Source organism: Nitriliruptor alkaliphilus DSM 45188, assembly GCF_000969705.1.
In the GTDB taxonomy this organism is placed as follows: domain Bacteria; phylum Actinomycetota; class Nitriliruptoria; order Nitriliruptorales; family Nitriliruptoraceae; genus Nitriliruptor; species Nitriliruptor alkaliphilus.
On record NZ_KQ033901.1, the window covers coordinates 1,666,204 to 1,689,391 of the forward strand.

A 23,188-nucleotide genomic window follows, 5' to 3' on the forward strand; every position below is an offset into this window, starting at 1 on the left:
CACGTGTCCGCTCCGAGCAAGCCCGATGTGACCATCCCGGACCAGGCTCCTCCGGGCGACCTCGTGGTCGAGGACCTGACCGTCGGGGATGGTGACGAGGCGGTCGCCGGGACCCGGGTCAGCGTCCACTACGTCGGCGTGTCCTGGTCGACGGGCCAGCAGTTCGACGCGTCCTGGGACCGGGGGCAGACGTTCGGGTTCGGGCTCGGCGCCGGCCAGGTCATCAGCGGGTGGGATCAGGGTGTGCAGGGCATGCGCGTCGGTGGTCGCCGGCGCCTGACCATCCCACCGCACCTCGGGTACGGCGACCAGGGCGCCGGTGGGGTCATCGCGCCGGGCGAGACCCTCGTCTTCGTGGTCGACCTGCTCGACGTGGCCTGAGCCGGTGAGCGCGGACGGCCCGCCGCTGCACGAGGCGCTCGCGCCCGTCACGGGTCTGCTCGGCACGTTCACGGGCGACGGCGCGGGTGACTACCCGACCATCGACGCGTTCACCTACCGCGAGACGGTGACCTTCGGGCACGTCGGCAAGCCCTTCCTGGCCTATACCCAGCGCACGGTGCACCCGGTCACCGGTGCGCCGATGCACGCCGAGACCGGCTACCTGCGGGTCCAGCCGGGCGGGCGGACCGAGCTCGTGCTGGCGCACCCGACGGGGATCGTCGAGGTCGAGGAGGGCTCCCTGACCGAGGAGGCCGGCACGACGATCCTGACCCTGGTGAGCACCTCGCTCGGTCGGACCGCGACCGCCAAGGACGTCCGGTCGCTGCGCCGCCGGTTCGTGCTGGACGGCGACACGCTCAGCTACGACCTGTGGATGGCCCACGCCGACACGCCCGAGACCCACCACCTCGCAGCGGTGCTGCACCGCACGACGGGCTGACCCGGTGCCGGCCGCGTCCGGCCGTCGACGCGTGTAGCGTCCTCGCGCCTGCCGCCACGGATGGAGCCCGAGTGACACGACGCCTGGTCGTCATCGGAGGCGACGCGGCGGGCATGTCCGCCGCTTCCCAGGCGCGGCGGGGCCACGGGCCCGACGAGCTCGAGATCGTCGTGTTCGAGCGCGGGAACGACACCTCGTACTCCGCCTGCGGGATCCCCTACTGGATCGGCGAGGTCGTCGGTGAGCGCGACGACCTGGTGGTGCGGACCCCCGAGGAGTTCCGCGAACGACAGGCCATCGACGCACGGGTGGGGCACGAGGTCGTGTCGGTCGACACCGGCGCGCGCACCGTCCGTGTGCGTGAGCTCGCCTCTGGCAGCGAGTCCATCGAGGGCTACGACCAGCTCCTGTTCGCGACAGGTGCGACGCCGACACGGCCGGACCTGCCCGGCGTCGGTGGCGCCGGGGTCTTCGGCGTGCAGACGTTGGACGACGGTCAGGCCATCATCGATCACCTCGGTGCCTCGGGTGGGGGTGGTCCGGGCACTCGGGCGGTGGTGGTCGGAGCCGGCTACATCGGCCTCGAGATGGCGGAGGCCTTCGTCACTCGCGGGATGGAGGTCCACCTCGTGGACCGTGGCGCGAGCCCGATGAAGACGCTCGACGCCGACGTCGGTGGTCGCGTCGCCGACGCGATGCTGGGCATGGGCATCGACCTGCACCTGTCGACCGAGGTCCACGGCGTCCGCCACCGCGACGACGGCTGCCTCGAGGGGGTGGAGACCGCCGCGGGCACGCTGCCCGCGGACGTGGTCGTCCTCGGCATGGGGACCCGACCGAACAGCGCGGTGGCCGAGGCGGCGGGCATCCCCGTCGGGCCCGAGACGGGCGGCATCGTGGTCGACGTCCAGCAGCGCACCCGCGTGGAAGGGGTCTGGGCCGCGGGGGACTGCACCGAGGTCCTCCACCGGGTGTCGCGGGGGCCGACCGCCATCGCGCTCGGCACCATCGCCAACAAGACCGGCCGGGTTGCGGGGATCAACCTCGGGGGCGGCTACGCGACCTTCCCGGGGGTGCTCGGCACGGCTGTGACCAAGGTGTGCGGCGTCGAGATCGGACGCACCGGCCTCGGTGAGGACGAGGCGACGAGCGCCGGGTACCACCCGATCTGCTCCACGATCGCGTCGACCACCAAGGCCGGGTACTGGCCCTCCGCCCACCCCCTCGAGGTGAAGGTCATCGCCGAGCGTCGCTCGGGTCGCCTGCTCGGCGCGCAGATCGTCGGCGAGGAGGGCGCGGCCAAGCGCATCGACGTCTTCGCCGCCGCGCTGTGGAACGAGATGACGGTCGAGGAGCTGCTGAACGTCGACCTGTCGTACGCGCCGCCGTTCTCGCCGGTCTGGGACCCGGTCCTGATCGCAGCGCGCAAGAGCTGGGATGCGGTCCAGGCCGACCGGTCAGCCTGAGGAGCCACCCTCAGCCCTCGGCGCGGAGGGTGGCGGCGACGAAGTGGTCGGCCATCGGCTCGTAGTCGCTCCAGGGGGCGAAGTCGGTGTCGTCGTGGTCGACGACCTGCACGGCGCGGTCGAGGTAGTACTCCCACCCCGGGCCCGAGCTCGACGCTTCGTCCGCGTCACGCAGGCCTTGGGTGAACCGCAGCCGTGTTCCGCCTTCCTCGGCGCTGAGCGTGAAGCCGATGCGCCACACCCCGGCCGGCGAGCCGAAGTCGGCCTCGAAGCGTCGCGGCGCGTCGCAGGTGCGGATGTCGATCCGTTCGGCGGCGACGTCGTCGCCTTCAGCGGTCATCCTGAAGGTGACGTGGCCCTCGGCCGGATCGCCCTCCCAGGTGCCGATCCAGCGCTCGAGTCGCTCCTGCTCGGTCAGGGCGCGCCAGACGTCCTCGGGGCGCGCTCGGAAGCGCCGTTCGTGGAGCAGGTGCAACTGCCCGTCGATGCGGGTCACGGTGCCGGTCGGGGTGGTGGTCACGCGGTTCGCTCCTCGTCGGCGGGGTCCTCGCCCCGCACCGGGCCGGGGGACGGGGTGCGGCCCGCAGCCTCGTCCGTTGCCACCTCCGTCCGTCGCCGCTCGCGCCGGGTCCGTGCCACCTCGGTGTCGAGCGCGTCGAAGGCATCGGCCACGCGCGACGCGGGTGCGGCGCCCGCTGCGTCCAGGAAGGAGCGGACCTCGGCGAGGCCCCGAGGGGCGAGCCGGAAGACCCGGTGCCGTCCGACCACCGCAGCGACGAGCACGCCGGTCTCGGTCAGCACGCGCAGGTGGCGGCTGACCGCCGGCCGACTGATCGACGGGTGCCGGGCAGCGAGCTCACCGGCGGTCGTGGGGGCCACCGCGACCGCCAGGACCAGGTCCCGGCGGACGGGGTCGGCGAGCGCATCGAAGGTGTCCACATCGAATGTGTAACATGATCGTTACGCGTTGTCGAGGTCGGGGTTGGGCCCGGCGGTGGCCTCAGGCCTTCTTGCGGGCGCGGGTGGTGGCCTTGACCTCGGCGTGGGTCTCGATGAACTCGATCACCTTCGAGGCGACGTCGATGCCCGTGGCCCCCTCGATGCCCTCGAGCCCCGGCGAGGAGTTCACCTCGAGCACGACCGGCCCGTGGTTGGACCGCATGAGATCGACACCGGCCACGTTCAGGCCGAGGATCCTCGCAGCGCGCTTGGCGATCGAGCGCTCCTCGGGGGTGAGCTTGGCCTTTCGGGTCTCACCGCCGCGGTGGACGTTGGAGCGGAACTCACCGGGTGCGGCCGACCGCTCCATCGCCGCCACGACCTTGTTGCCGACCACGAAAGCGCGGATGTCGGTGCCACGCGACTCCTTGATGAACTCCTGGACCAGGATGTTGGCGTCCAGCTGCCGGAAGGCGCCGATCACCGACTCGGCGGCCTTCTTGGTCTCGGCGAGGACGACCCCCATGCCCTGGGTGCCCTCGAGCAGCTTGATCACCACCGGCGCGCCGCCGACGAGCGAGATCAGCCCGTCGATGTCCTTGGTGGAGTGCGCGAACGAGGTGACGGGCAACCCCACCCCCTCGGCGGCCAGCAGCTGCAGCGACCGCAGCTTGTCGCGCGACCTGCTGATGGCGTGCGACTCGACCGTCGGGTAGACGCCCATCATCTCGAACTGACGCACCACCGCGGTGCCGTAGAAGGTGTGGGTCGCCCCGATGCGCGGGATCACGGCGTCGAGCGGTGCCAGCTCGGACCCGCCGTAGTGCATCTGCGGACGGTGCGAGGTGATGTCGATCACGCACCGCAGGTAGTCCACGACCCGAACCTCGTGGTCGCGCGCTTCGGCTGCCTCCTTCAGGCGACGAGTCGAGTACAGCGAGGCGTTGCGAGACAGGATGGCGAGTCTCATCGAGGCTCCGGTGCGTGACGGTCGGACCGCCCGGCGGGTCGGCGGGCGGCCACGCTAGTTCCCCACCGAGGTCGGGCGCCGGCCGACCGTCCGGGTAGCGTTCGGCGCACCGACGACGCCGGAGCCGTCCGTGGCCGCCAACCTCCTGCCCCTGATCGCCATCGGGCTGCTGACCCTCGGCGCGATCCCGGTGTGGCCGTGGAGCAAGGGGTGGGGTTGGGCGCCGTTCGGGATCGTGGCGATCGGGTTCGCCACCCTGCTCTTGTTCCGGCTCTCGATCGTGGCCGAGGCGTGACCGGGTAGCCGACGCTCAGCCGTCGGATGCGGCGGCCTTCGCCGCTGCCTTCCGTGCCTGCTTGTACGCGCGCACCTCGGCGAGGGTCTGCGGGTCGGTCACGTCCGCGATCGACCGGTAGCCGTCCTGGCCGTAGTCGCCCGCAGCCTCGCGCCACCCGTCCGGCGTGACCCCGCACTGCTTGCCGAGCAACGCCACGAAGATGCGCGCCTTCTGGTCCCCGTAGCCGGGCAGCGCCGCCACCCGGCGGTAGAGCTCGTCCCCGGTGGCGGCGTCTTCCCAGACCGCGGCCGCGTCGCCGTCGTGGTACTCGACGAGGTGGGTCGCCAGCGCGTGGACCCGCTTGGCCATCGATCCGGGGTAGCGGTGGATCGCCGGCTTCTCACGGAAGAGCGCCTCGAGCTGCTCCGGGTCGGCCGCGGCGACGGCGGCCGGGGTCAGCTCGCCACCGAGGCGCTCGGCCAGGCGGAGCGGACCGACGAACGCCACCTCCATCGCGATCTGCTGGTCGAGCAACATGCCGATCAGCAACGCGAAGGCGTTGTCGGACAGCAGCGCGTCCGCGGGGGCATCACCGGTGAGCGTCAGCGTGGGCACGGGTCGGTCCTCGGGCGTCGGCGACGGGGCCAGGCTCCAGGCTAGGGCCGTCGGACGGGCCCGTCCTCCCGAGGTCAGCCCTCGTCGTCGACCGGTGCGTCCTCGAGGGCTGCAAGCTCGCGGGCGAACCGTGACGCCAGCACACCCGCCTCGCTCCCACCTTCGTCCTCGAGCAGCACGGCCACACCGAGCCCGTCGATGGTCCCCACGAACCACCCCAGCACGAGCCCGTCCGTGCCGCTCGCCTCACCGGTGATCCCCGCGAGGCCTGGGCCGTCGACCTCGTCGCTGGTCACGGCGAGCAGTTGCTCGAGCCCGTCGAGGGATCCCGGCGCCAGGCGGACCGTCGTGCCGGGCCCGTCCTCCTCCAACAGGTAGGGCGGCCACCAGCTGCCCGTGGTGGTCGCCGCCGCGATCGTCGCGAGGTGCAGGGGTGACACCTCGACGCGGCCCTGGCCGGCGGCGGCCACGGCAGCCTCACCGACGTCGACGGGGTCGGGGAACGACAGCCCGTTGGCGAACAGCGGGACGATGGGAGCGACCCCGGCGCCGAACCGTCCGGCCGCCCCGCTCAGCGCGTCGGCGCCGACCTCCGCGCCGAGCCTGGCCAGTGCGGTGGCGCAGCCGGCCGCAGCGGCCTCCGGGAGGGGTGCCTCGCCGAGGTCGGCGCCGGCCACGTTCGTGACGCGGCGCCCTGCGACCACGGCTTCCTCCGGGCACGAGACGGTGGCGGTGACGTCGCCTCCCTCCGCGACGAGGGCGTCGACGACCACGGACGCGAACGCCGTGCCCGGGGGGTAGCGGCCCTCGAACGCGCGGTTGAACCCGTCGATCGGGCGGCTGGCGGCGGCACGGACGGCGCCATCCGACGCGTCGACGACGACGATGGCGGCCGCGGTGCGGCGGCCGGCCAGGGCGTTCTCGACCGCCCGCTGCACCGTCACGTCGAGGGTGGTGGTGACCGGCCCCGGGTCGAGATCGTCATCGTCGCCGGCACGCCCCACGGTCCCCGTCGCGAGGGTGGCTCGCACCGGACCGTCGGTCCCGTCGCGCAGCTCGACGCGCACCTCCTCACGCGCCGCGAGGCGCCGTTCCAGCACCTCCTCGAGGCCCGTCCGGCCGATGTGGTCACCGGGCTCGTAGGGAGGACCGAGCCGTTCGAGCTCCTCCGCCGTCGCCTCGCCGGTCCGACCGACCACGTGGGCGGCGAACCCGTCGGCGAGCAGGTTGCGGGCACCCTCCTCGGTCCGGCGCAGCACGCCCGGGACGCCGGTCAGCTCCCGTCCCACCTCCCCAGCCGCCTCGGCGGACAGGGACACGACGGGGTAGAACCAGCCGTCGACCAGTCCGCCCTGGTTCAGCAACCGCTCGGCGGTGGCACCGCTGCCGGGGATCGCGGCCTCGAAGGCCTCGACCACCTCGTCCGCGGCCTCCACGGTGGCCGGTTCGAAGCCGTAGGTGACCCGCTCGCCTGGGCCGGCGAGCTCGCGCCCGTCGCGGGCCAGGATCGGGGCCCGCTCGGCGGGGGCCGTGGTCGTCGCGAACCGCAGTCCGGGCCGCCACTCGGGGTGCAGCGCCTCGGGGGTCCACGCGACACCCCAGCGGCCCCGCTCGCGGAGCACCCGCACCTCGACCTCCCACGCCAGGGAGCCGATGACGTCGAGCTCCGCGGTCACCACCGCGGTCGCGGTGGCGCGGCCGTCCACGTCCTCCTCGAGGTCGGTGCGCTCGACCGTGAGACGGGTGACCTCCAGGCCCTCGCGCAGCTGCTCGTGGTCCGCGACGAAGGAGGCCGGCGGATCGCGCACCAGCTCGACCATCGCGGCGTGGTCGCCGTCGGCCCACGCGTCGAGGTAGGCGTCCACGGTCTCGTCGGGCGCGTCGAGGGCCGCCTCGTCGGTCCGGCCCTCGAGCGTCACGTAGGCGACCCCGAGGACGGCACCCAGCACCAGGAGCGCGGCGACCGCCGCCAGAGCCTGACGCACGCGTGCCTCCCGGTGGTCCCGCTGGCTCGCGACCGTAGCGAGGACTCAGGCGGCCGGCGGGGGAGGCGCCGCGGCGCGCGCGGTGACCCGGCGGCGCTGCCACCACCACCAGACGGCCAGCGGTGGACCCCCGAGGACCAGCAGGACCGGCAGGAGGGTCACCCCGAGCCAGATGCCGGCGTCGGCGACGCCAGCCAGGAAGCGCCCGGTCGCGGCGAGCGCCTCCTCGACCGTCCGCATCGGCGTCCAGCTCGTGGTCACGATCGGTGCTTCGGTCGGCGTCGAGGTCAGCGTCACCGTGATCGTCGACAGGGCGACGCGGTCCTCGAGCCCGGCGCGCTGGGCCCGGATGCGATCGATGTCGGAGCGCACGGACTGCAACCGCTCGACGATGGGGAGGAGGTCATCGGGGTCCGAGGTCGCCTGACGGATCTCGGTGAGCAGCGCACGCAGCTCCTCCTCGTAGGCCGTCAGGTTGGTCAGCTGGGCCCGCAGGTCGGTCAGCTGCGCACTGACGTCTTGCTCCTCGATGCGCCGGACGGGGGCGTCCACGGCGAGCTCCTCGAGCGCATCGAGGGTCGCCAGCAGCTCCTCGCTCGGGACGCGGACGGTCACGGTGCCGCCGAGCTCACCGGTCCGGTCGTCGCGGGCGAGGTCGGCCAGGGCGACGAAGCCGCCGCGCGCCTCGGCGACCCGGGCGACCCCGTCCACCGCAGCGTCGGGTTCCTCGAGTTCGAGGGTGATCCAGGCCGTCCGGATCCGTTCCCGGCCGAGCGCGGCGAGCTGGACGGATTGCCGATCCGACGGCGCATCACCCACCGAACCGTCGACGGCCTGCTCACCGTCGTGGCCCGCAGCTTCCTCCTCGGAACCGTCGCTCAGACCTTCGAGGTCGGGTACCGGATCGGGGGCGGCCGCGCCGTCGCTGCTCGAGGTCGCGTCGAACGAGGCATCGTCGGCGCTGCACGCGGCGAGCAGCGCGACCAGCAGCACCAGAACCAGCGCGACGCTCGTCCTTCGCCGCCCGTGGCGGTGCGTGCGCAGCGTGACCAGGTCGGCGGGGTTCGTCACGGCGGGTCCTGACGATCGTGGTGGCTCGGTCGGCAGGTGGGACGTCGCGGGGTCACCCTCGGTTGCGTGCCACCGGACAGCCCTGCCGCTCGGCTTGACTGGCCGAGCGGCGGTAGGTTCGATCGCGCGCGTCAGGGGTCGTCCGGCGCCCATCCGGCCGGACCTCGCCGGACGAGTCGCCGGACCGCTCGCCGGGCCGCTCGCCGGGCCGCCGATCGACCGCCCCGTTCCTCCGCTTCCCCCGCGGCCCCCGCCGCTCACCGAGAGAGCCCCCACCGTGGCACGCACCCCGGACGCACCCGCTGGCTCGCAGTCCGAGCTCAACGCCTGGCTCGTGGAGGAGATGTACGAGCAGTACCGCGAGGACCCCTCGGCGTTGTCCAGCTCGTGGCGGGACTTCTTCGCCGACTACCGCCCCGACGACGCCGCGACGGCAGGCCCGTCCTCGGGGAACGGACACAGCACGGCCACCGACCGCGACGAACGGCAGGCTGAGACCGAGAAGACCCGGCCGCGTGCGGCGGCCGTGGTGACCGAGGACGGGCCCGAGCCGCAGCGGCTGCGCGGCGCAGGTGCCCGCATCGTCGAGAACATGGAGACCTCCCTCGGGGTCCCGACGGCGACCTCCGTCCGCGACGTGCCGGCCAAGCTCCTCGAGGTCAACCGCACCATCATCAACAACTACCTGCGGCGCACCCGCGGCGGCAAGGTCTCCTTCACCCACCTGATCGCCTACGCGATGGTGAAGGCGGCCGAGTCCGTCCCGTCGATGAAGAACGTGTACGCCGAGGTGGACGGCAAGCCGGCCGTCCTCCAGGCCGAGCACTTCGGGCTCGGGCTCGCGGTCGACGTCGAGAACAAGGACGGCTCGCGATCGCTGCTCGTCCCGGTGATCCAGGACGCCGACACCCTCCCGTTCGAGGGGTTCCTGCGGGCCTACGAGGAGATCATCCGCAAGATCCGCACCGGCAAGCTCGACCCGGCGATGTTCAGCGGCGGGGTCATCACCATCACCAACCCCGGCACGATCGGCACGGTGCACTCCATCCCGCGTCTGATGGCCGGCCAGTCCGCGATCCTCGGCGTCGGCTCGATCGACCAGCCGCCCGGCTACCAGGCCGCCGACCCGCGCACCATCGCCAAGCTCGGCATCAGCAAGGTCATCACCCTCACCTCGACCTACGACCACCGGGTCATCCAGGGCGCCGAGTCGGGGCTCTACCTCAAGCGGGTCCACGCCCTGCTGCTCGGTGAGGACGACTTCTACGACGAGGTCTTCCGCTCCCTCGGGCTGCCCTACGAGCCGGCCCGCTGGCGGACCGACTCGGCGGCCATCAACTCCGAGACCGACCTGCTCGAGAAGCAGATGAAGGTCGGCCAGCTCGCCAACATGTACCGCGTGCGCGGGCACTTGATCGCCGACCTCGACCCGCTGCGCCAGCGCGAGCCGTCGACCCACCCCGAGCTCGACCCGACCTACTACGGGCTGTCGATCTGGGACAACGACCGCGAGTTCGTCACCGATGTCGGGGGTGAGGTCCGCACTCGCAAACTCGGCGACATCCTCGGCACGCTCCGGGACGCCTACTGCCGCACCGTGGGTATCGAGTACGGCCACGTGCTCGAACCCGATCAGAAGCAGTGGATCCGCGACCAGGTGGAAGGCGTCGCGCACGAGCTCGGTCCGGACGACCAGCGGTGGATCCTGGAGCGGCTCAACGCCGCCGAGGCCTTCGAGTCGTTCCTCCACACCAAGTACACCGGGCAGAAGCGGTTCGGCCTCGAGGGTGCCGAGGCCCTCATCCCGCTGCTCGACGCGGTCTGCGAGGCCGCCACCGACGACGGCATCACCGACGTCGTGATGGGCATGGCCCACCGCGGCCGGCTCAACGTCCTGTCGAACATCGTGGGCAAGTCCCACAACCAGATCTTCGGTGAGTTCGAGGGGCACATCGACGAGGACACCGTCCAGGGCTCGGGCGACGTCAAGTACCACCTCGGCACCGAGGGCACCTACGAGGCCCGGTCCGGCGGCACGGCGACGATCCGCCTCCTGCCCAACCCCTCGCACCTCGAAGCCGTCGACCCCGTCGTCGAGGGGGTCGTGCGCGCCATGCAGGACCGCTACGACCGTGGCGACGAGGGCGTGTTCCCCGTCCTGCCCCTGCTGATGCACGGCGACGCGGCGTTCGCCGGTCAGGGCGTGGTCGTCGAGACCCTCAACCTCTCGCAGCTGCGTGGCTACCGGACCGGCGGCACCGTGCACGTCGTGGTCAACAACCAGGTCGGGTTCACCACGTCACCGGACTCGTCCCGGTCGTCGTTCTACGCCACCGACGTCGCCAAGGCCATCCAGGCCCCGGTGCTGCACGTCAACGGTGACGACCCCGAGGCCGTCGTCCAGGTGGCGCGGCTCGCGTTCGCCTACCGCCAGCGGTTCCACAGCGACGTCGTGATCGACCTCGTCTGCTACCGGCGGCACGGCCACAACGAGACCGACGACCCGTCGTTCACCCAGCCCCAGATGTACGAGATCATCGACAACCGGCGGTCGCTGCGCAAGCTCTACACCGAGCGGCTCGTGCGCCGCGGCGACATCTCCATCGAGGAGGCCGAGGAGTTCCTCGGTGACTTCGAGGAGCGCCTCCAGTCGGCGTTCGACGAGACCAAGCAGGCCGCACCGCCCGAACCACCGAAGGCGATCCGGCCCGAGGAATCGACCGAGCTGCTGCCTCCGGTCGAGACCGGCGTCTCCAAGGGCGCGCTCGACCGCATCGCAGCGGTCCAGTTCGACGTCCAGGACGGCTTCACCCGTCACCCGAAGCTCGACCGCATCTTCAAGAAGGCCAGGGAACGGTACGACTCGGGGACCATCGACTGGGCGCTCGGTGAGACGCTCGCGTTCGGCTCGCTCCTGCTCGAGGGCACCAACGTGCGGCTCGCCGGTCAGGACTCGCGGCGCGGCACCTTCTCGCAGCGCCACGCGGTCCAGGTCGATTTCAAGACCGGGGACGAGCACCTGCCCCTGGCGAACCTGTCCGAGGACCAGGGCAAGTGGTTCATCTACGACTCGCTGCTGTCGGAGTACGCAGCGGTCGGTTTCGAGTACGGCTACTCGGTGGAGGACAAGGACGCCCTGGTCGCCTGGGAGGCCCAGTTCGGCGACTTCGTCAACGGTGCCCAGATCATCATCGACCAATTCATCGTCGCTGCCGAGGACAAGTGGGGTGACACCTCGGGCCTCGTCCTCCTCCTGCCCCACGGGTACGAGGGGCAGGGGCCCGAGCACAGCTCGGCACGTATCGAGCGCTTCCTGATCCTGTCGGCCGAGGACAACATCCAGGTCGTCAACGCCACCACCGCCGCCCAGTACTTCCACGTGCTGCGGCGTCAGATGCACCGCGACGTCCGCAAGCCCCTGGTGATCTTCACGCCCAAGTCGCTGCTGCGGTCCCCGAACGCGTTCTCGGACCTGTCGGAGTTCACCTCGGGCTCGTTCCGCGAGACCCTCGACGACCCGGCGTGGGGTGAGGACGGGGACCGCGACCGGGAAGCGGTCCGGACCGTCGTGCTCTGCTCGGGCAAGGTCGCCTACGACGTCATGTCCGAGCGCGACGAGCGTGAGCTCGACGTGCCGGTGGTCCGGGTGGAGCAGCTCTACCCCTTCCCCCACGGCCAGATCCGCGACATCCTCGCCAGCTACCCCGAGGCGAAGGACATCGTCTGGGTGCAGGAGGAACCGTCCAACATGGGGCCGTGGAGCTTCGTCGACGGGCGGCTGTGGAACCTGCTCGACGAGCTCGGCGGCGACCGGCGTCTGCGTCACGCCGCGCGCGTGCCCTCCGCCTCGCCGGCGGCCGGGCAGTCCGTGGTCCACGGCCAGGAGCTCGAACAGCTCATGGGCGACACCCTGGACCCCGTCGACTCCTGACGCCCCCGGACCAGTTCCTGGGCCTGAGCCCAGGAACCGGTGGGCCGTGGGGCCGTGCTCGCGCGGCCGGCCCCAGTTCCTGGGCCTGAGCCCAGGAACCGGTAATCCACAGGCGTCGGCGTGCCGGATCTCGAGGTGGCGGCGGGTCGGTGCAGGCTGTCGCCATGATCCCGACCCCCGCGTTCGAGACCGCCGAAGCACAACACGGCGTGCTGGCCCGCTACCAGCTGCAGCGGTGGGTGACCCCAGCGGCCGCCGACGACCTCCTCCGTTCGGGGCTGTTCGCGCCGGTGCTCCGGGGGGTGCACCGGGTCCGCGGCGGGGCCCGGCTCGCCGAGCAGTACGCCTTCGCCGCTGCACTCCGAGCCCGGCCGGACGCGACCGTCACGGGTCCGCTCGTCCTCGGCCTGCTCGGCGTCCCGGGCTTCCTCGGGTCCCCGGCGTTCGAGATCCTGCGACGCCCCGAGCGTCGGCTCACCAACGTCGCCTTCGCACACCGCGCCGATCCGCTGCCGGACCGCCCGGTGGGCCGGTACGGCGACGTTCGCGTCGTCGGACCGCTGGACGCGCTCATCGACAGCGCCGGGCTGCTCGGGGGCGCACGGGCGCGCGACCTGCGGGTCGCTTGGGATCACCTGCGCGGAAAGGGACTGACCACCCCCGATCGCCTGCAGCGGCGGTGTGACCAGCTCCGCGGGCTCGTGCCTGGTGTGGCGATCCTGGAGTCGGTCCTCGAACGCGCCGGCGGCCTCGAGATCGAGACCGAGGGCGAACGCGCGCTCGCTCCGGTGCTGTCCTGCTTCGACCCCCCCTTCGTGCCGCAGTGGTGGGTGACACGGCGGCGGCGGGTCGACTTCTTCTCGACCCGGTGCCGGTGCGGCTACGAGTACCTCGGCGAGGTCGACCACGCCTACGTCGCCCAGCGCATCGCCGACGATGAGCGGGACGCCGAGCTGCGCCGGGAAGGCATCCGGCTCGGCTACGTGACCAAGCACGACCTGCGCGATCCGGTCGCCCTGGTGGCGACGATCGCAGGGTCGCTGACCGTTCGAGCACACGAGCTCGGCGTCACGCCGCCGGTCGCGGTCCGCCCCCTCCCCTCCTCGCTGCCCACTTCCTGGGCCTGAGCCCAGGAACCGGTGGGGTGGGGCTGGCGGCGGTCGCCGGGCGGCCCACTTCCTGGGCCTGAGCCCAGGAACCGGTGGGGTGGGGCTGGCGGCGGTCGCCGGGCGGCCCACTTCCTGGGCCTGAGCCCAGGAACCGGGGGTCAGCCGGGGAGGCCCTGCAGGAAGGAGCGCATCGCGGCGTTGACCGCTTCGGGGTGGGTGAGGTTGGGGACGTGGCCAGCGCCGTCCACGACCACGAGTCCGCGGCAGTCGGAGATGGCGCTCTGCAGCTGCTCGGCGCGTTCGACCGGGATCACGAGGTCGTCCCCGCCGTGGACGATCAGCGTCGGTGCATCGATCTCGGGGATGCGCTCGGAGATGTCGTCGCGGTCGAGGAGCGCAGGGCCGGCCTGCACGAGCCGCTCCGCGGGCCAGCGCCGCCACTTCGCCTTCCAGCGCGGCTCCTCCTCGGGGTCGCCGATGATCAGCCCGGCGACCACCGACGCCAGCTCCTCCTGGTACCCGCCAGCCACCCACTGGTCGATCATCACCTGGTAGCCGGCGATCTTGTCGTCGTCCTCCGGCGGCGCCTGGGTGTCGATCAGCACGAGGGCCCGCACCCGGTCGGGCTGCAGCAGCGCAGCGCGGAGCGACAGGTACCCGCCCTGGGACATCCCGCCGAGGACGGCACGCTCGATGCCGAGGTGGTCGAGCAGGCCGAACAGGTCACGTGCCGAGTCCCAGTAGGTGAACGGCTTCCCATCGGTCCGGGTCTCGCCGAACCCGCGCTCGTCCCAGGTGACCACCCGGTAGGCGGGGGTGAACTCGGTGACCTGGTGGTGGAACATCTCGTGGTCCATGAGGAACCCGTGGCTGAGGACGATCGGGGGGCCGTCGCCGCCCGAGTCCTCGAAGTACAGCTCCTGGCCGTTGACCGCGGCGTGTGGCACGGATCGGTCCTCCCGGTCGCTCGACCCTTTCCGGAGCGGGGACGGTAGTCGGGAGACCGGGTCGTACGGTCTCGTTCGGACGGCGGCGCGGCACGCTCGCCGTCCCGCACCCAACCTGCCACGCGAGGATCCCACGTGACCGACACCGACCGTCTCCTGCCGGCGCGCCCGGTGCGCTCGTTGGACGAGCACCTCGCCGCCGGTGGTGGGGCCGGACTCGCGCGTGCGCTCGAGCTCGACCCGGACCAGGTCATCGAACTCGTCGACGCGGCCGGACTGCGTGGCCGAGGGGGCGCCGGGTTCCCGACGGCCCGCAAGTGGCGCGGCGTGCTGGCGAACGCGGTCGCCGCCGAGGTCGCGCCGACCCTGGTCGCCAACGGTGCCGAGGGTGAGCCGGGCACCTACAAGGACCGCGTACTGCTCGAGCAGCAGCCGTACGCGTTCCTCGAGGGGGTGTGCATCGCGATGTACGCCACCGGCGCGGCCACGGCGCACATCGCGACCAAGGCCAAGTTCACGGGCCCGGTCGCCGCGCTCACCGACGCGTTCCAGCAGGTGCAGGCAGCGGGGTGGCCCGGCGCCGACCGCATCGAGGTGACCCTCGGCCCGGACGCCTACCTGTTCGGTGAGGAGACCGGGATGCTGCGGGTGATCGAGGGGGCGCTGCCGCTGCCGCAGGTGACGCGTCCGTTCGAGGAGGGCCTGTTCGCCACGACGTTGGCGCCCAACCCGACGGTGGTCAACAACGTCGAGACCTTCAGCCACGTGGCCCGCATCGTCGCCGAGGGTCCCGACTGGTTCCGCGAGGCCGGAACCGAGGCGTCTCCCGGCACCATGCTGTTCAGCGTCGTCGGCGACGTCGAGAGCCCGGGGACCTACGAGCTGGCGATGGGGACCCCGCTGCGCACCCTCCTCGAGGACATCGCGGGGGCGCGCGACGTCAAGGTCGTGGCGCCAGGCGTGTCGAGCGGGGTCATCACCCCGGGGATGCTGGACACCCCGCTGGACTTCGACGCGATGCGCAAGGCGGGTACCGGCCTCGGCTCGGGCGGGTTCGTGGTCTACGACTCGTCCCGCTCGATCGTCGACGTGCTGGCGGTCCTGCTGCGGTTCCTGGCGGTCGAGTCCTGTGGGCAGTGCAACCCGTGCAAGCTCGGCAACATCGAGATGTACGAGGTCCTGGCCAAGATCCAGCGGGGTGAGGCCACGCGGACCGACCTCGAACGCATGCTGCTGCGCTCGCACACGGTGACCGACCAGAACCGCTGCTACCTGCCGATCGGCTCGCAGGCGCTGGTCGGCTCGACCGTCGAGGCGTTCGTCGACGAGTTCGTGGCCACGGTCGAGGCGGGTGAGCCGACGCCGGCCGACCTGCCCGTCCCCCTGATCGACCACATCGACGAGGCGACCGGGCGGGTCACCTTCCACGAGCGCTACCACCTGAAGCGCTCGGACTGGTCCTACGCCGACCAGGACCCGGGCGAACAGCGCCTGGCAGCGCTCCGCGGCGAGGGCCCCGCCTGACCTGCGGGCGTCAGGTGAAGAGGTCGAGCCCAGTCACCGTGGCCGCAGCGGCGACGACCGACCAGAACACGAGCCCCGCAGCCATCCAGCGCAGGACCCGCCGGGTGTCGCTGCCCGTCGCCAGTGCAGCCACCGTGGCGATGTGCGTCCCGGTCGTGAGGGGTGCGAGGAACGCCAGCCCGGGCACGCCCCAGCGTCGGGCGAGGTCGCGAGCCCGCTGCGACCGACGGCTCGGTGAGGCGTCGTTCCGTGCTGGTCGGCGTCGCCCCCACCAGCCGAGGATCCTGTCGCCGGTGAACGCCACCAGGACGACGGTGCTGAGGTTGCCCGCTGTCGCGACGACCGCCGTCGGCACGGGTGGCATCCCGGCGAGGATGCCGGCCGGGACGACCACGAGCACCTCCACCACAGGCGTCGCGGCGGCGAGGAAGACCAGGAGGTAGGACCACCAACCACCGGCCTCGAACGTCAGTTCCACGGCACGCCTCCGGGAGGGTGCGTCGTCTTCGCAGACCGGGTACGGCGCACGTCTCGTCCGGGGCGCCCACCGACGCAGGACCGCGGACACGGTACCCACCGGGCCGGGCGACGAGTGAGCCTCAGGCGTGCAGATCGACGGAACGGAGGGGGTCGCCGCCGTCGATGAACAGCCTGCCCGTGGGGGTGAGCGCGGCGGCGATCCGTGCCCGGGCGAGCCTTCCGGCGTCGGGGTGCCGGCCGTCGAGGGCGCCGACCCGGATCGCGAACGCCAGGTCGTAGGGCGCTTCGCCCGGCAGGAGCCGGAGGTCCTCGGCGGCGACGTGGCGCACGCTCAGGAGGCCGGCCGCGATCTCCGCTGCGGCGTTGCGCTCGATCTGCGCCACCCCTCGGGCGGATCGGTCGACGACGGTGATGTGCCCGTCACCGATGCGGTGTGCCACGGCTCTGGCGGCGGCCCCCGGTGCACCGCCGATCTCGAGCACCCGCATGCCGGGCCGCAGCGGCAGCGCGTCGACCACCTGCGCGAGGCGGTCGGACAGCCGGACCGCCGGGCTCACACGGAGATCCCGTCGGGCACACCGTCCGCGCTCGGACCGACGACGGTGTAGCGGGCGCAGGCGAAGGCCCGGTTGCGCGCCAGCTCCTCGAGGCGCAGGTCGAGCTTGCGAGGCAGCAGCGGTGCGCCACCACCGAGGGTCACGGGCGCGAGGTACACGATGACCTGGTCCAGGAGACCGGCGTCGGCGAACTGGCCGGCGAGATCGCCCCCGCCGACGACCCACAGGTCCTGCCCGCCGGCGGCAGCGGTCATCTCGTCGTGGACGGCTCGGACGTCACCGCGGGCGAACCGCACATCCCCGTCGACCTTCGGTAGGTCGCGGCTGGTCATCACCCACGCCGGCAGATCGAACGGCCACCGGCCGTCCTCGTGGCGCAGGACCCACTCGTAGGTCGACGAGCCCATGACCACGGCACCGATGCTGCCGAAGAACTCGTCGTAGTTGAGCGGCCCATCGCCGTCGTGGTCCTGGCGGAAGAGCCAGTTGAGGGAGTGGTGTTCGTCGGCGATGTAGCCGTCGAGGCTGGTGGCCGTGTAGTAGGTGGTGGTGCTCACGGTGTCTCTCCTCGCTGTGAACGCAGCCACGTGATCGGGTCGCCCTGGTCCACCTCGCAGCCGGCGGTGGTCAGCATCCGCCGGACCAGCAGGCGCCGGTGGGCGGCGTAGGTCAGGACGTGGGCGATGACGCTGCTGATCACGAAGCTCTCCGGTGGATCGCAGAGCGCATCGATGAGCCGGTCGTTCCACGCCCCCCGCCGGTCGATGTCGCGGATCGTCGCCAGCCACCGGGACGCCAGCGCGTCGTGCCGCTCCAGCAGGGAAGCGGCGTCGGGAGCGTCGTCGCGGACAGGCAGGTCGAGACCCTCGATCGCGGCGAGCCAGACCTCCTTGCTGGCCACCTGGTGGTCCAGCACGGCGCCGATCGACTCCTCCGGGCCGTCCCACGACAGCACGGTCAGGTCCGGCTCTCGGACGGCCTGGAACTCCTCGACCGTCAGCCCCTTGGCCACCTCGAGCAGTACGCGCGTGTCGTCGAGGTCGTGGGCGACCATCTGCTCCGCGAGCGGGTCCATCACCTGTTCCTCGGCTCGTACCCACAGCGACATCGGTGGGTGGAAGTGGATGCCGTTCGGTGCGGGCAACCAGTGGCTGCCCGTCGCCGGGCTGGACGGCGGTCGCCCGAAGGCCCGGGTGAACGCGCGGCTGAAGCCCTCGAGTGATCCGTACCCGGCCAGCCACGCCGCGTCCGTCACCGAGGTGCCCCGGGCCAGCTGCCAGGCGGCTCGCTCGAGCAGCACCCGGCGACGCATCGCGACGGGAGGCTCACCGGTGGCTCGCGAGAACAGGCGGCTGAAGTGGTAGGGCGAGCTCGCGGCGTCGCTCGCCATGTCGTCCAGCCGGCGGCGGTCCTCGCCGGCGGCGCTGTCGGTGCCCGCGAGGACCGCATCCAGCAGGCCCCGGAGACGGTCACGTCCGTGTTCAGCCATGCGGCAGTGTCGCGCCGTCGCGTCCGGCGCGCCTGACCGTTCTTGCGGACCAGACGCGTGTGCGGCCGGGCGCTCCGCCCGATTCATGCCGGGTTGTGCACGCTGACCTGGATCTCCGCGCAAGCCTCGTTGGGTCCCGGCGTGCCGAGGACGTCTGGACGTGGCGTGAGCCCCGGCGGGAACTCCTCCTCGACGCAGCCGCCCGCGAAGGTCCGCAGCATGTCAGCGGTCATCGTCGGGATCCTCGGCCCGTGGCTTTTGAGGATCAGGATCACCTCAGCCCCGCGGGCATCGGTCAACCCCGGATCTCCTTCGAACAGCGCTGTGGTCGGGTCTCCGACCCGCAGGTGCGCGCCGTAGCGGGCGCTGCCGCCGACACCCGCGACACGGCCCGCGGCGTGATGCACGGACATCGCGCCGCGTCCGGCGAGGTGGTCCGCGGGGCCACACCGAGACAGCCCGGGCAGACCCGCCTCGCACTCCTCCGGCGCGTTCGCCACGATCCACCACAGCGTGACGACATGATCGGGTTGGAGTTGACTCGTCTCGAGCGTCACGGAGATCCCATGGTCGGTGCGCACCAGCGTCGAGGAACCCACCAGGGCAGGTGGGACGGGTGGCGGGATCGTGATAACCGGTGCAGTGGAGCGCCCGGCAGGCGCCCCGATCGCCGGAGTCGCGGTCCCCAGAACGGTCAGCATCGTGAGCATCGCGAGCACCAGGATCGCGGATCTGCGTCCGGATCCGGTGTCGAGGTCGACGGCCAGCTGGTCGTCGGATCGTCGCCATGTGTTGCGCGTCATCGGCCTCATCCTCCCCTCCGTATCGGGTTCGAGGCGCAGCGGGACGAGGCGCATCGGTTCGATGCGCACCGGGGCGCCATCGGTCTCGTCCTGACACCGAACGGCCCACCCAAGGACGGATGACCCCGCGGGGACCGGCGGTTCCCAACCACCTGCGCGGTCGGTGCCGCGACGTCAGTGACGCTAACGACCGGCGCCCGAGCGGGGTATCGGGTGTACTCCCCATGCGACGAGCCCGCGGGCGTCGGTACGCGCGCCGCCAGATCGCGCATCCGTACCGACCGACGCGTGGGCAGATCCGCGGGGACGCGGGACGACGGCGAGCAGTCTGGCCTGTCAGGCCGATGCCGCGGCCCTGCTGCGGCGCACGCAGAGTGCACCGACCACGTGGGCGGCGTCACGGCCGACGGCGATGAGGGCGTCCGACAGGATCGAGTGCTGGAACTTGAGGGCCGCGAAGTACAGGCCCGGCTGCGAGGTCGCCACACCGCGGTCGTGCATGACGTCACCATGCTCGTCGAACACCGGGAGGTCGAGCCACCCGAGCCCGTGATCGAAGCCCGTGCACCACAGCACGTTCGCGACGTCGGGGCGAGTGCTGTCCTCGAGCACGGGCCGGCCGCCCTCGCTCGCCACGGTGCGTGCGACCCTGGCGACGCCGGCTCGCTTCAGGTCCGACGGCTTGACCCGCAGCAACGGTGCGCCCTTGTGGAGCATCTTGGGGAGCACCTTCCTGCCGACCGGTGTGCTCGTCGACAGGACCCGCGTCAGGACCACCTTCGCGAAGAACGGCATCAGGATCCGTCCGCTGAGCCGGTCGGGGCGGAAGGGCTGCGCTCCGGTGCTCGGGCCGGAGAGCAGCACCTCGTGATCGACGACGAGCTCCATGGCGATCTCTGCGCCGGAGTTGCCCGCCCCGACGATCAGCACGGGACCGTCCTGGAGCTGGGCGGGGTTGCGGTACTCGGCGACGTGCAGCTGGACGATCCCGGGGTGCAGATCGTCCGCGAATGCCGGCACCTTGCGCTGCTGGTAGGCCGCCATGGCGACGACGACGTTCTCGGCCACGAACCTGGTGTCGCCGGCCGTCGCGACGAACCGGCCGTCCTCCTGCGTCAACCGTTCGACTCGCGTGTGGTGGCGGATCGGTAGGTCGAAGTGGTGTGCGTACGCCTCGAGGTAGTCGGCCACCTCGTCCTTGGTGGGGAAGCCCCAGGCCGCACCCGGGAAGGGCATGCCCGGCAGGCCGTTCGCCCAGTTCGGTGTGAACAGCGTCAGGGAGTCCCAACGGGTCCTCCAGGCATCGCCGGTGCGCGCGTTGGCATCGACGATGAGGAACGGCTCCCCGCGGAGGGTGAGCTCGCGGCCGACGGCCAGACCGGCCTGCCCGCCTCCGATGACCAGCGTTCCGGTGTGATCGTGTGTGCCCATGACGTCACCACGTCCTTCCTGCGCGGCGCCACCGCCGCGGCGTAGCTGGAGAGTTGGACACACGCCGACACGGCACATCCCGGGACGAAGCCGATCTGGTGCGTGAGCAGCGCGTACACGATCCAGGGGAACTGCACCATCCCGCCGAGCAGCCAGCCCGCGGCGAATCCCCGCCCAGCTGCCCACAGGCCGAGGACCTGGAGCGCTGTCAGCACCCAGGGCCAGGTCCGGAGCGTGTCGATGTCCATGCGGATGACGCTACGGACGGGGCCCCACCCGTCCATCGGGCGAACTCCCCAGGACCTACGACACGAGGCCGTGCTCGGCGGCGTAGAGCGTGGCCGCCGCCCGCGAGGAGACGCCGATCTTGCCGTAGATGTTCTGGATGTGGCGATCCGCGGTCTTGGCCGAGATGCTGAGGCTCGCCGCGATCTGCTTCGTCGCCTTGCCGTGTGCGAGCAACCCGATCACCTCGACCTCACGGTCGGTCAGGCCAGCTGGTCGGCGGATCTGCGGGCGCCGTTGGTCGGCAGCCTCGGCCACAGCCATCACCATCTCGACGTCCAACCCACCCGCCTCTGCCCGGGTGGCCAGAGCCTGGGTCGCCTGCGCCGGCGTGAACGCCTCGCGGTAGGGGCGTGGCTCGGTCTTGCACCGGTACGCGTCGGCGGCTGCCAGCAGCCTCGCCGCCCTCGGGAGCGCGGCGGCGTCGACGCCGCGGTGGTAGCCGGATGCGTCGAGTCGTTCGTGGTGGGCACCGGCGATCCTCGCGTACGGGGCCAGGAACGGCGATCGCACCAGGACGCGCTCGGTGTGGTACGGGTGGAGCCGCACCTGTTCCCACTCAGCCGGCGACAGGGGACCTGCCTTCGCCCAGACACGCGGATCCACGGCAGCGCGCCCGAGGTCGTGGAGGTAGCCGGCCCTCCGCAGGGTCGTGGCATCGGTCTCGTCCATACCCACGATCGCAGCGGCGCGACACGCGAGCTCACCCACCCCGGTCGAGTGACCGGTCAGGTACGGGGAGGCGGTGTCGGAGAAGGCCCCCATCGCCCACAGCGCCCGGTCCACCGCACCGTCCCCCAGCATGAGCATCGGCCCAGGTTCGGCCGCCAGGACGACGTCCCACACCGACGCCTCGAGTTCGGCCGGGCCGAGCACCTCCGGGGCATCTGCGAGGAAGGCATCCACGACCGCGGGGTCGAACGCACGGCCGGACCGGGCCTTGATCGTCTCCACCACATCGTCGTCGTCGGCCATGAGCCGCTGGTAGGTGGCATCCCGGCCGACCTGGGTGATCCGCAGCGGGAGCGGGATGTCCGCTCCCTCGGCGCGGCTCAGCATGCTGGCGCCGTCCCACCGCTCCGACAGGTAGGGGAAGATCTCGGCGACCGACTCCGGCAGACCGAGCCGCTCGGCCAGCATCCCCGCGACCTCGCAGAACGCGTTGAAGTGTCGGAGCGCGAACGAACGGGCTCGGGGTAGCCGTGTGGCCACCTGGTAGGTGCGTCGTGGCAAGGATGCTTCGGGGGAGGGCAGCGCTCTGGCGATGCCGACCAGGCTCTCGAGTTGGGAGCCGTGCTGGCGGTGCGTGTGCTGCTGCGTGAGGCTGCCGCCGAAGATCCCTGCACGTTCCTGACCGTCGACCGTGCAGCCCGAGTACATCAGCAGCGACACGTAGTACGTCACCTTGGCGGTCTCGGCGTCGACCCCTAGGGCGTCGCACAGCCGCATCGTGGTGAGGGTGGCCGCGAGTCCGTGCTCGAACGGGAACCCCATCCCGAGGTCCGTGGCCAGGCAGAGCGACGCGATCACCTCTGCCGTGCGAACCAGATCCTCGGGGGATGTCGCATCCCCAGCGGCTGCTCCGGGCATGCCGGCTCCCCAGCCCTCGGGCCCTCAGTATGCCAGCCCGTCCTGGTCGGGTCGGCCCCTCGTGGTTCGCCGAGGCTGCCTCATCGTCGAAGCTGACGCAGCCTGGGCAGGAACCGGCCGGTCCGTTCGCTGTAGGAGCGGTAGGCGTCGCCGAGCCCATCGGGGGATGACAGCAGTGCTTCCTCCGTCCTCACCCACCACCGCGCGGCCACCAGCCACACCGCCGCAACCCCGACGAGCAGGTAGCTGCGGAACACGAGCCCAGCCCCGGCCGCGATGGCCGTGAACGAACCGTAGACCGGGTGGCGGATGTACCGGTACGGACCCGAGGCCACCAGCTCGTGGTCCTCGGTCGCCCCGTCCACGCTCAGGTAGCGCCCCAGGTCCTTGGCCGCCCAGACCAGGACGATCATGCCCGCGGCCCACACTCCGAGCCCTGCTCCCTGCAGCGCCACATCGATCGGGGACGACCAGTTCGACCACCCCTCGTATCCCCAGCCCGGTGAGACGACCACGACAGCCGGATACAGCAGCGGGACCACCAACGCCGCGTACCCGCCCCGAACGGCCAGGGGCGGGTGCAGGCTGGCTCGGACCGGCGCCACGCGACCGGGGCGTGCCCACCGTGACCCCAGCACCAGGACCACGGCGTGGGCGGCCCCCAACAGCACCGCGAGCGTCTGAACGGTTCCCGCTGCCACGTCACGGCCTCCTCCTGCGATGCGTGGGAACACCGGTGGGGTGTCCCCGGGCCGCACCCGAGTATGGACCGCTCTTCGACGGGGCGGTTGGTCCGCCCCGCGTACGCCCGGCTGCGGCGCTCTCTAGGGTGGCTG

Annotated in this window: 22 protein-coding genes and 1 riboswitch; of the genes, 7 read left to right on the top strand and 15 right to left on the bottom strand. The window is 71.9% G+C overall.

The genetic code is table 11. The features are described from left to right. Positions 1 to 3: 3 nt before the first annotated feature. The 3 genes from NITAL_RS07900 to NITAL_RS07910 all read left to right on the top strand — a co-directional run bounded on the left by NITAL_RS07900 (position 4) and on the right by NITAL_RS07910 (position 2,349). Positions 4 to 381: an FKBP-type peptidyl-prolyl cis-trans isomerase gene (locus tag NITAL_RS07900; protein WP_052665542.1), complete on the top strand. Its 378-nt coding sequence runs from the start codon at positions 4 to 6 to the stop codon at positions 379 to 381. Between the two features lie 4 nt (positions 382 to 385). Beyond that, positions 386 to 883: a heme-binding beta-barrel domain-containing protein gene (locus NITAL_RS07905; RefSeq protein WP_052665543.1), complete on the top strand. Its 498-nt coding sequence runs from the start codon at positions 386 to 388 to the stop codon at positions 881 to 883. A gap of 71 nt (positions 884 to 954) precedes the next feature. Beyond that, the gene (locus tag NITAL_RS07910) at positions 955 to 2,349 is read left to right on the top strand and encodes an FAD-dependent oxidoreductase (protein WP_083441338.1); all 1,395 of its coding nucleotides are present in this window, start codon (positions 955 to 957) and stop codon (positions 2,347 to 2,349) included. A 10-nt stretch (positions 2,350 to 2,359) separates the two neighbouring features. On the opposite strand, the gene NITAL_RS07915 is transcribed toward NITAL_RS07910, so the two are convergent. The 3 genes from NITAL_RS07915 to rimK form a co-directional block, all read right to left on the bottom strand. Then, positions 2,360 to 2,869 carry an SRPBCC domain-containing protein gene (locus NITAL_RS07915; protein ID WP_052665544.1) on the bottom strand — a complete coding sequence of 170 codons (510 nt, stop codon included), beginning with the start codon at positions 2,867 to 2,869 and terminating at the stop codon, positions 2,360 to 2,362. After that, positions 2,866 to 3,288, bottom strand: coding sequence for an ArsR/SmtB family transcription factor (locus NITAL_RS07920; protein WP_083441339.1), 423 nt, complete (start codon positions 3,286 to 3,288; stop codon positions 2,866 to 2,868). Before NITAL_RS07920 ends, NITAL_RS07915 begins: the two co-directional genes overlap by 4 nt. A 61-nt stretch (positions 3,289 to 3,349) precedes the next feature. Next, entirely contained in the window at positions 3,350 to 4,258 is a 909-nt protein-coding gene (rimK, locus tag NITAL_RS07925; protein ID WP_052665545.1) for a 30S ribosomal protein S6--L-glutamate ligase, read from the bottom strand. Between the two features lie 130 nt (positions 4,259 to 4,388). On the opposite strand from rimK, the gene NITAL_RS26350 reads away from it, so the two are divergent. Next, a complete protein-coding gene (locus tag NITAL_RS26350; RefSeq protein WP_083441340.1) occupies positions 4,389 to 4,553 on the top strand; it encodes a DUF3309 family protein in 165 nt (54 codons plus the stop codon). Positions 4,554 to 4,568: 15 nt separating this feature from the next. Here NITAL_RS26350 and NITAL_RS07930 read toward each other — a convergent pair whose 3' ends face one another. From NITAL_RS07930 to NITAL_RS07940, 3 genes are all read right to left on the bottom strand, one after another. Continuing rightward, the gene (locus NITAL_RS07930) at positions 4,569 to 5,150 is read right to left on the bottom strand and encodes an HhH-GPD-type base excision DNA repair protein (RefSeq protein ID WP_052665546.1); all 582 of its coding nucleotides are present in this window, start codon (positions 5,148 to 5,150) and stop codon (positions 4,569 to 4,571) included. A 74-nt stretch (positions 5,151 to 5,224) separates the two neighbouring features. Further along, positions 5,225 to 7,135: an NTF2-like N-terminal transpeptidase domain-containing protein gene (locus NITAL_RS07935; protein WP_052665547.1), complete on the bottom strand. Its 1,911-nt coding sequence runs from the start codon at positions 7,133 to 7,135 to the stop codon at positions 5,225 to 5,227. Between the two features lie 45 nt (positions 7,136 to 7,180). Then, complete coding sequence (locus NITAL_RS07940) at positions 7,181 to 8,206, bottom strand: DUF4349 domain-containing protein (RefSeq protein ID WP_052665548.1); 1,026 nt, start codon at positions 8,204 to 8,206, stop codon at positions 7,181 to 7,183. A gap of 277 nt (positions 8,207 to 8,483) precedes the next feature. Between NITAL_RS07940 and NITAL_RS07945 the strand changes: the two genes are divergently transcribed. Together NITAL_RS07945 and NITAL_RS07950 are read left to right on the top strand one after the other, a co-directional pair. Beyond that, complete coding sequence (locus NITAL_RS07945) at positions 8,484 to 12,137, top strand: multifunctional oxoglutarate decarboxylase/oxoglutarate dehydrogenase thiamine pyrophosphate-binding subunit/dihydrolipoyllysine-residue succinyltransferase subunit (protein ID WP_052665549.1); 3,654 nt, start codon at positions 8,484 to 8,486, stop codon at positions 12,135 to 12,137. A 164-nt stretch (positions 12,138 to 12,301) separates the two neighbouring features. After that, positions 12,302 to 13,264, top strand: a complete 963-nt coding sequence (locus NITAL_RS07950) for a hypothetical protein (RefSeq protein WP_157041701.1) — start codon at positions 12,302 to 12,304, stop codon at positions 13,262 to 13,264. 140 nt (positions 13,265 to 13,404) lie between these two features. Here the strand turns inward: NITAL_RS07950 and NITAL_RS07955 are convergent, their stop codons facing one another. After that, positions 13,405 to 14,193, bottom strand: a complete 789-nt coding sequence (locus NITAL_RS07955; protein ID WP_052665551.1) for an alpha/beta fold hydrolase — start codon at positions 14,191 to 14,193, stop codon at positions 13,405 to 13,407. A 135-nt stretch (positions 14,194 to 14,328) separates the two neighbouring features. Here NITAL_RS07955 and NITAL_RS07960 point away from each other — a divergent pair, with 135 nt between their 5' ends. Beyond that, on the top strand, positions 14,329 to 15,717 hold the full coding sequence (locus NITAL_RS07960) for an NADH-ubiquinone oxidoreductase-F iron-sulfur binding region domain-containing protein (protein ID WP_052665552.1): 1,389 nt from the start codon (positions 14,329 to 14,331) through the stop codon (positions 15,715 to 15,717). Between the two features lie 10 nt (positions 15,718 to 15,727). Here NITAL_RS07960 and NITAL_RS07965 read toward each other — a convergent pair whose 3' ends face one another. The 8 genes from NITAL_RS07965 to NITAL_RS08000 all read right to left on the bottom strand — a co-directional run bounded on the left by NITAL_RS07965 (position 15,728) and on the right by NITAL_RS08000 (position 23,053). Next, complete coding sequence (locus tag NITAL_RS07965; RefSeq protein WP_052665554.1) at positions 15,728 to 16,195, bottom strand: small multi-drug export protein; 468 nt, start codon at positions 16,193 to 16,195, stop codon at positions 15,728 to 15,730. A gap of 16 nt (positions 16,196 to 16,211) precedes the next feature. Then, a riboswitch (guanidine-III (ykkC-III) riboswitch) is annotated at positions 16,212 to 16,276 on the bottom strand. A gap of 40 nt (positions 16,277 to 16,316) precedes the next feature. Continuing rightward, positions 16,317 to 16,754, bottom strand: coding sequence for a methyltransferase domain-containing protein (locus NITAL_RS07970; protein ID WP_052665556.1), 438 nt, complete (start codon positions 16,752 to 16,754; stop codon positions 16,317 to 16,319). Then, positions 16,751 to 17,311, bottom strand: coding sequence for a dihydrofolate reductase family protein (locus NITAL_RS07975; RefSeq protein ID WP_052665560.1), 561 nt, complete (start codon positions 17,309 to 17,311; stop codon positions 16,751 to 16,753). The genes NITAL_RS07970 and NITAL_RS07975 overlap by 4 nt, the downstream gene beginning before the upstream one ends. Beyond that, positions 17,308 to 18,243 (bottom strand): helix-turn-helix domain-containing protein, encoded by a 936-nt coding sequence (locus NITAL_RS07980; protein WP_052665562.1) that lies wholly within the window; start codon positions 18,241 to 18,243, stop codon positions 17,308 to 17,310. The genes NITAL_RS07975 and NITAL_RS07980 overlap by 4 nt, the downstream gene beginning before the upstream one ends. An 83-nt stretch (positions 18,244 to 18,326) precedes the next feature. Further along, positions 18,327 to 19,046, bottom strand: a complete 720-nt coding sequence (locus tag NITAL_RS07985) for a hypothetical protein (RefSeq protein WP_157041702.1) — start codon at positions 19,044 to 19,046, stop codon at positions 18,327 to 18,329. A gap of 336 nt (positions 19,047 to 19,382) precedes the next feature. After that, positions 19,383 to 20,477, bottom strand: a complete 1,095-nt coding sequence (locus tag NITAL_RS07990; protein WP_052665572.1) for a flavin-containing monooxygenase — start codon at positions 20,475 to 20,477, stop codon at positions 19,383 to 19,385. A 303-nt stretch (positions 20,478 to 20,780) separates the two neighbouring features. Next, entirely contained in the window at positions 20,781 to 22,352 is a 1,572-nt protein-coding gene (locus NITAL_RS07995; RefSeq protein WP_052665573.1) for an HD domain-containing phosphohydrolase, read from the bottom strand. Positions 22,353 to 22,432: 80 nt separating this feature from the next. Further along, a complete protein-coding gene (locus tag NITAL_RS08000; RefSeq protein WP_052665574.1) occupies positions 22,433 to 23,053 on the bottom strand; it encodes a methyltransferase family protein in 621 nt (206 codons plus the stop codon). Positions 23,054 to 23,188 lie beyond the last annotated feature (135 nt).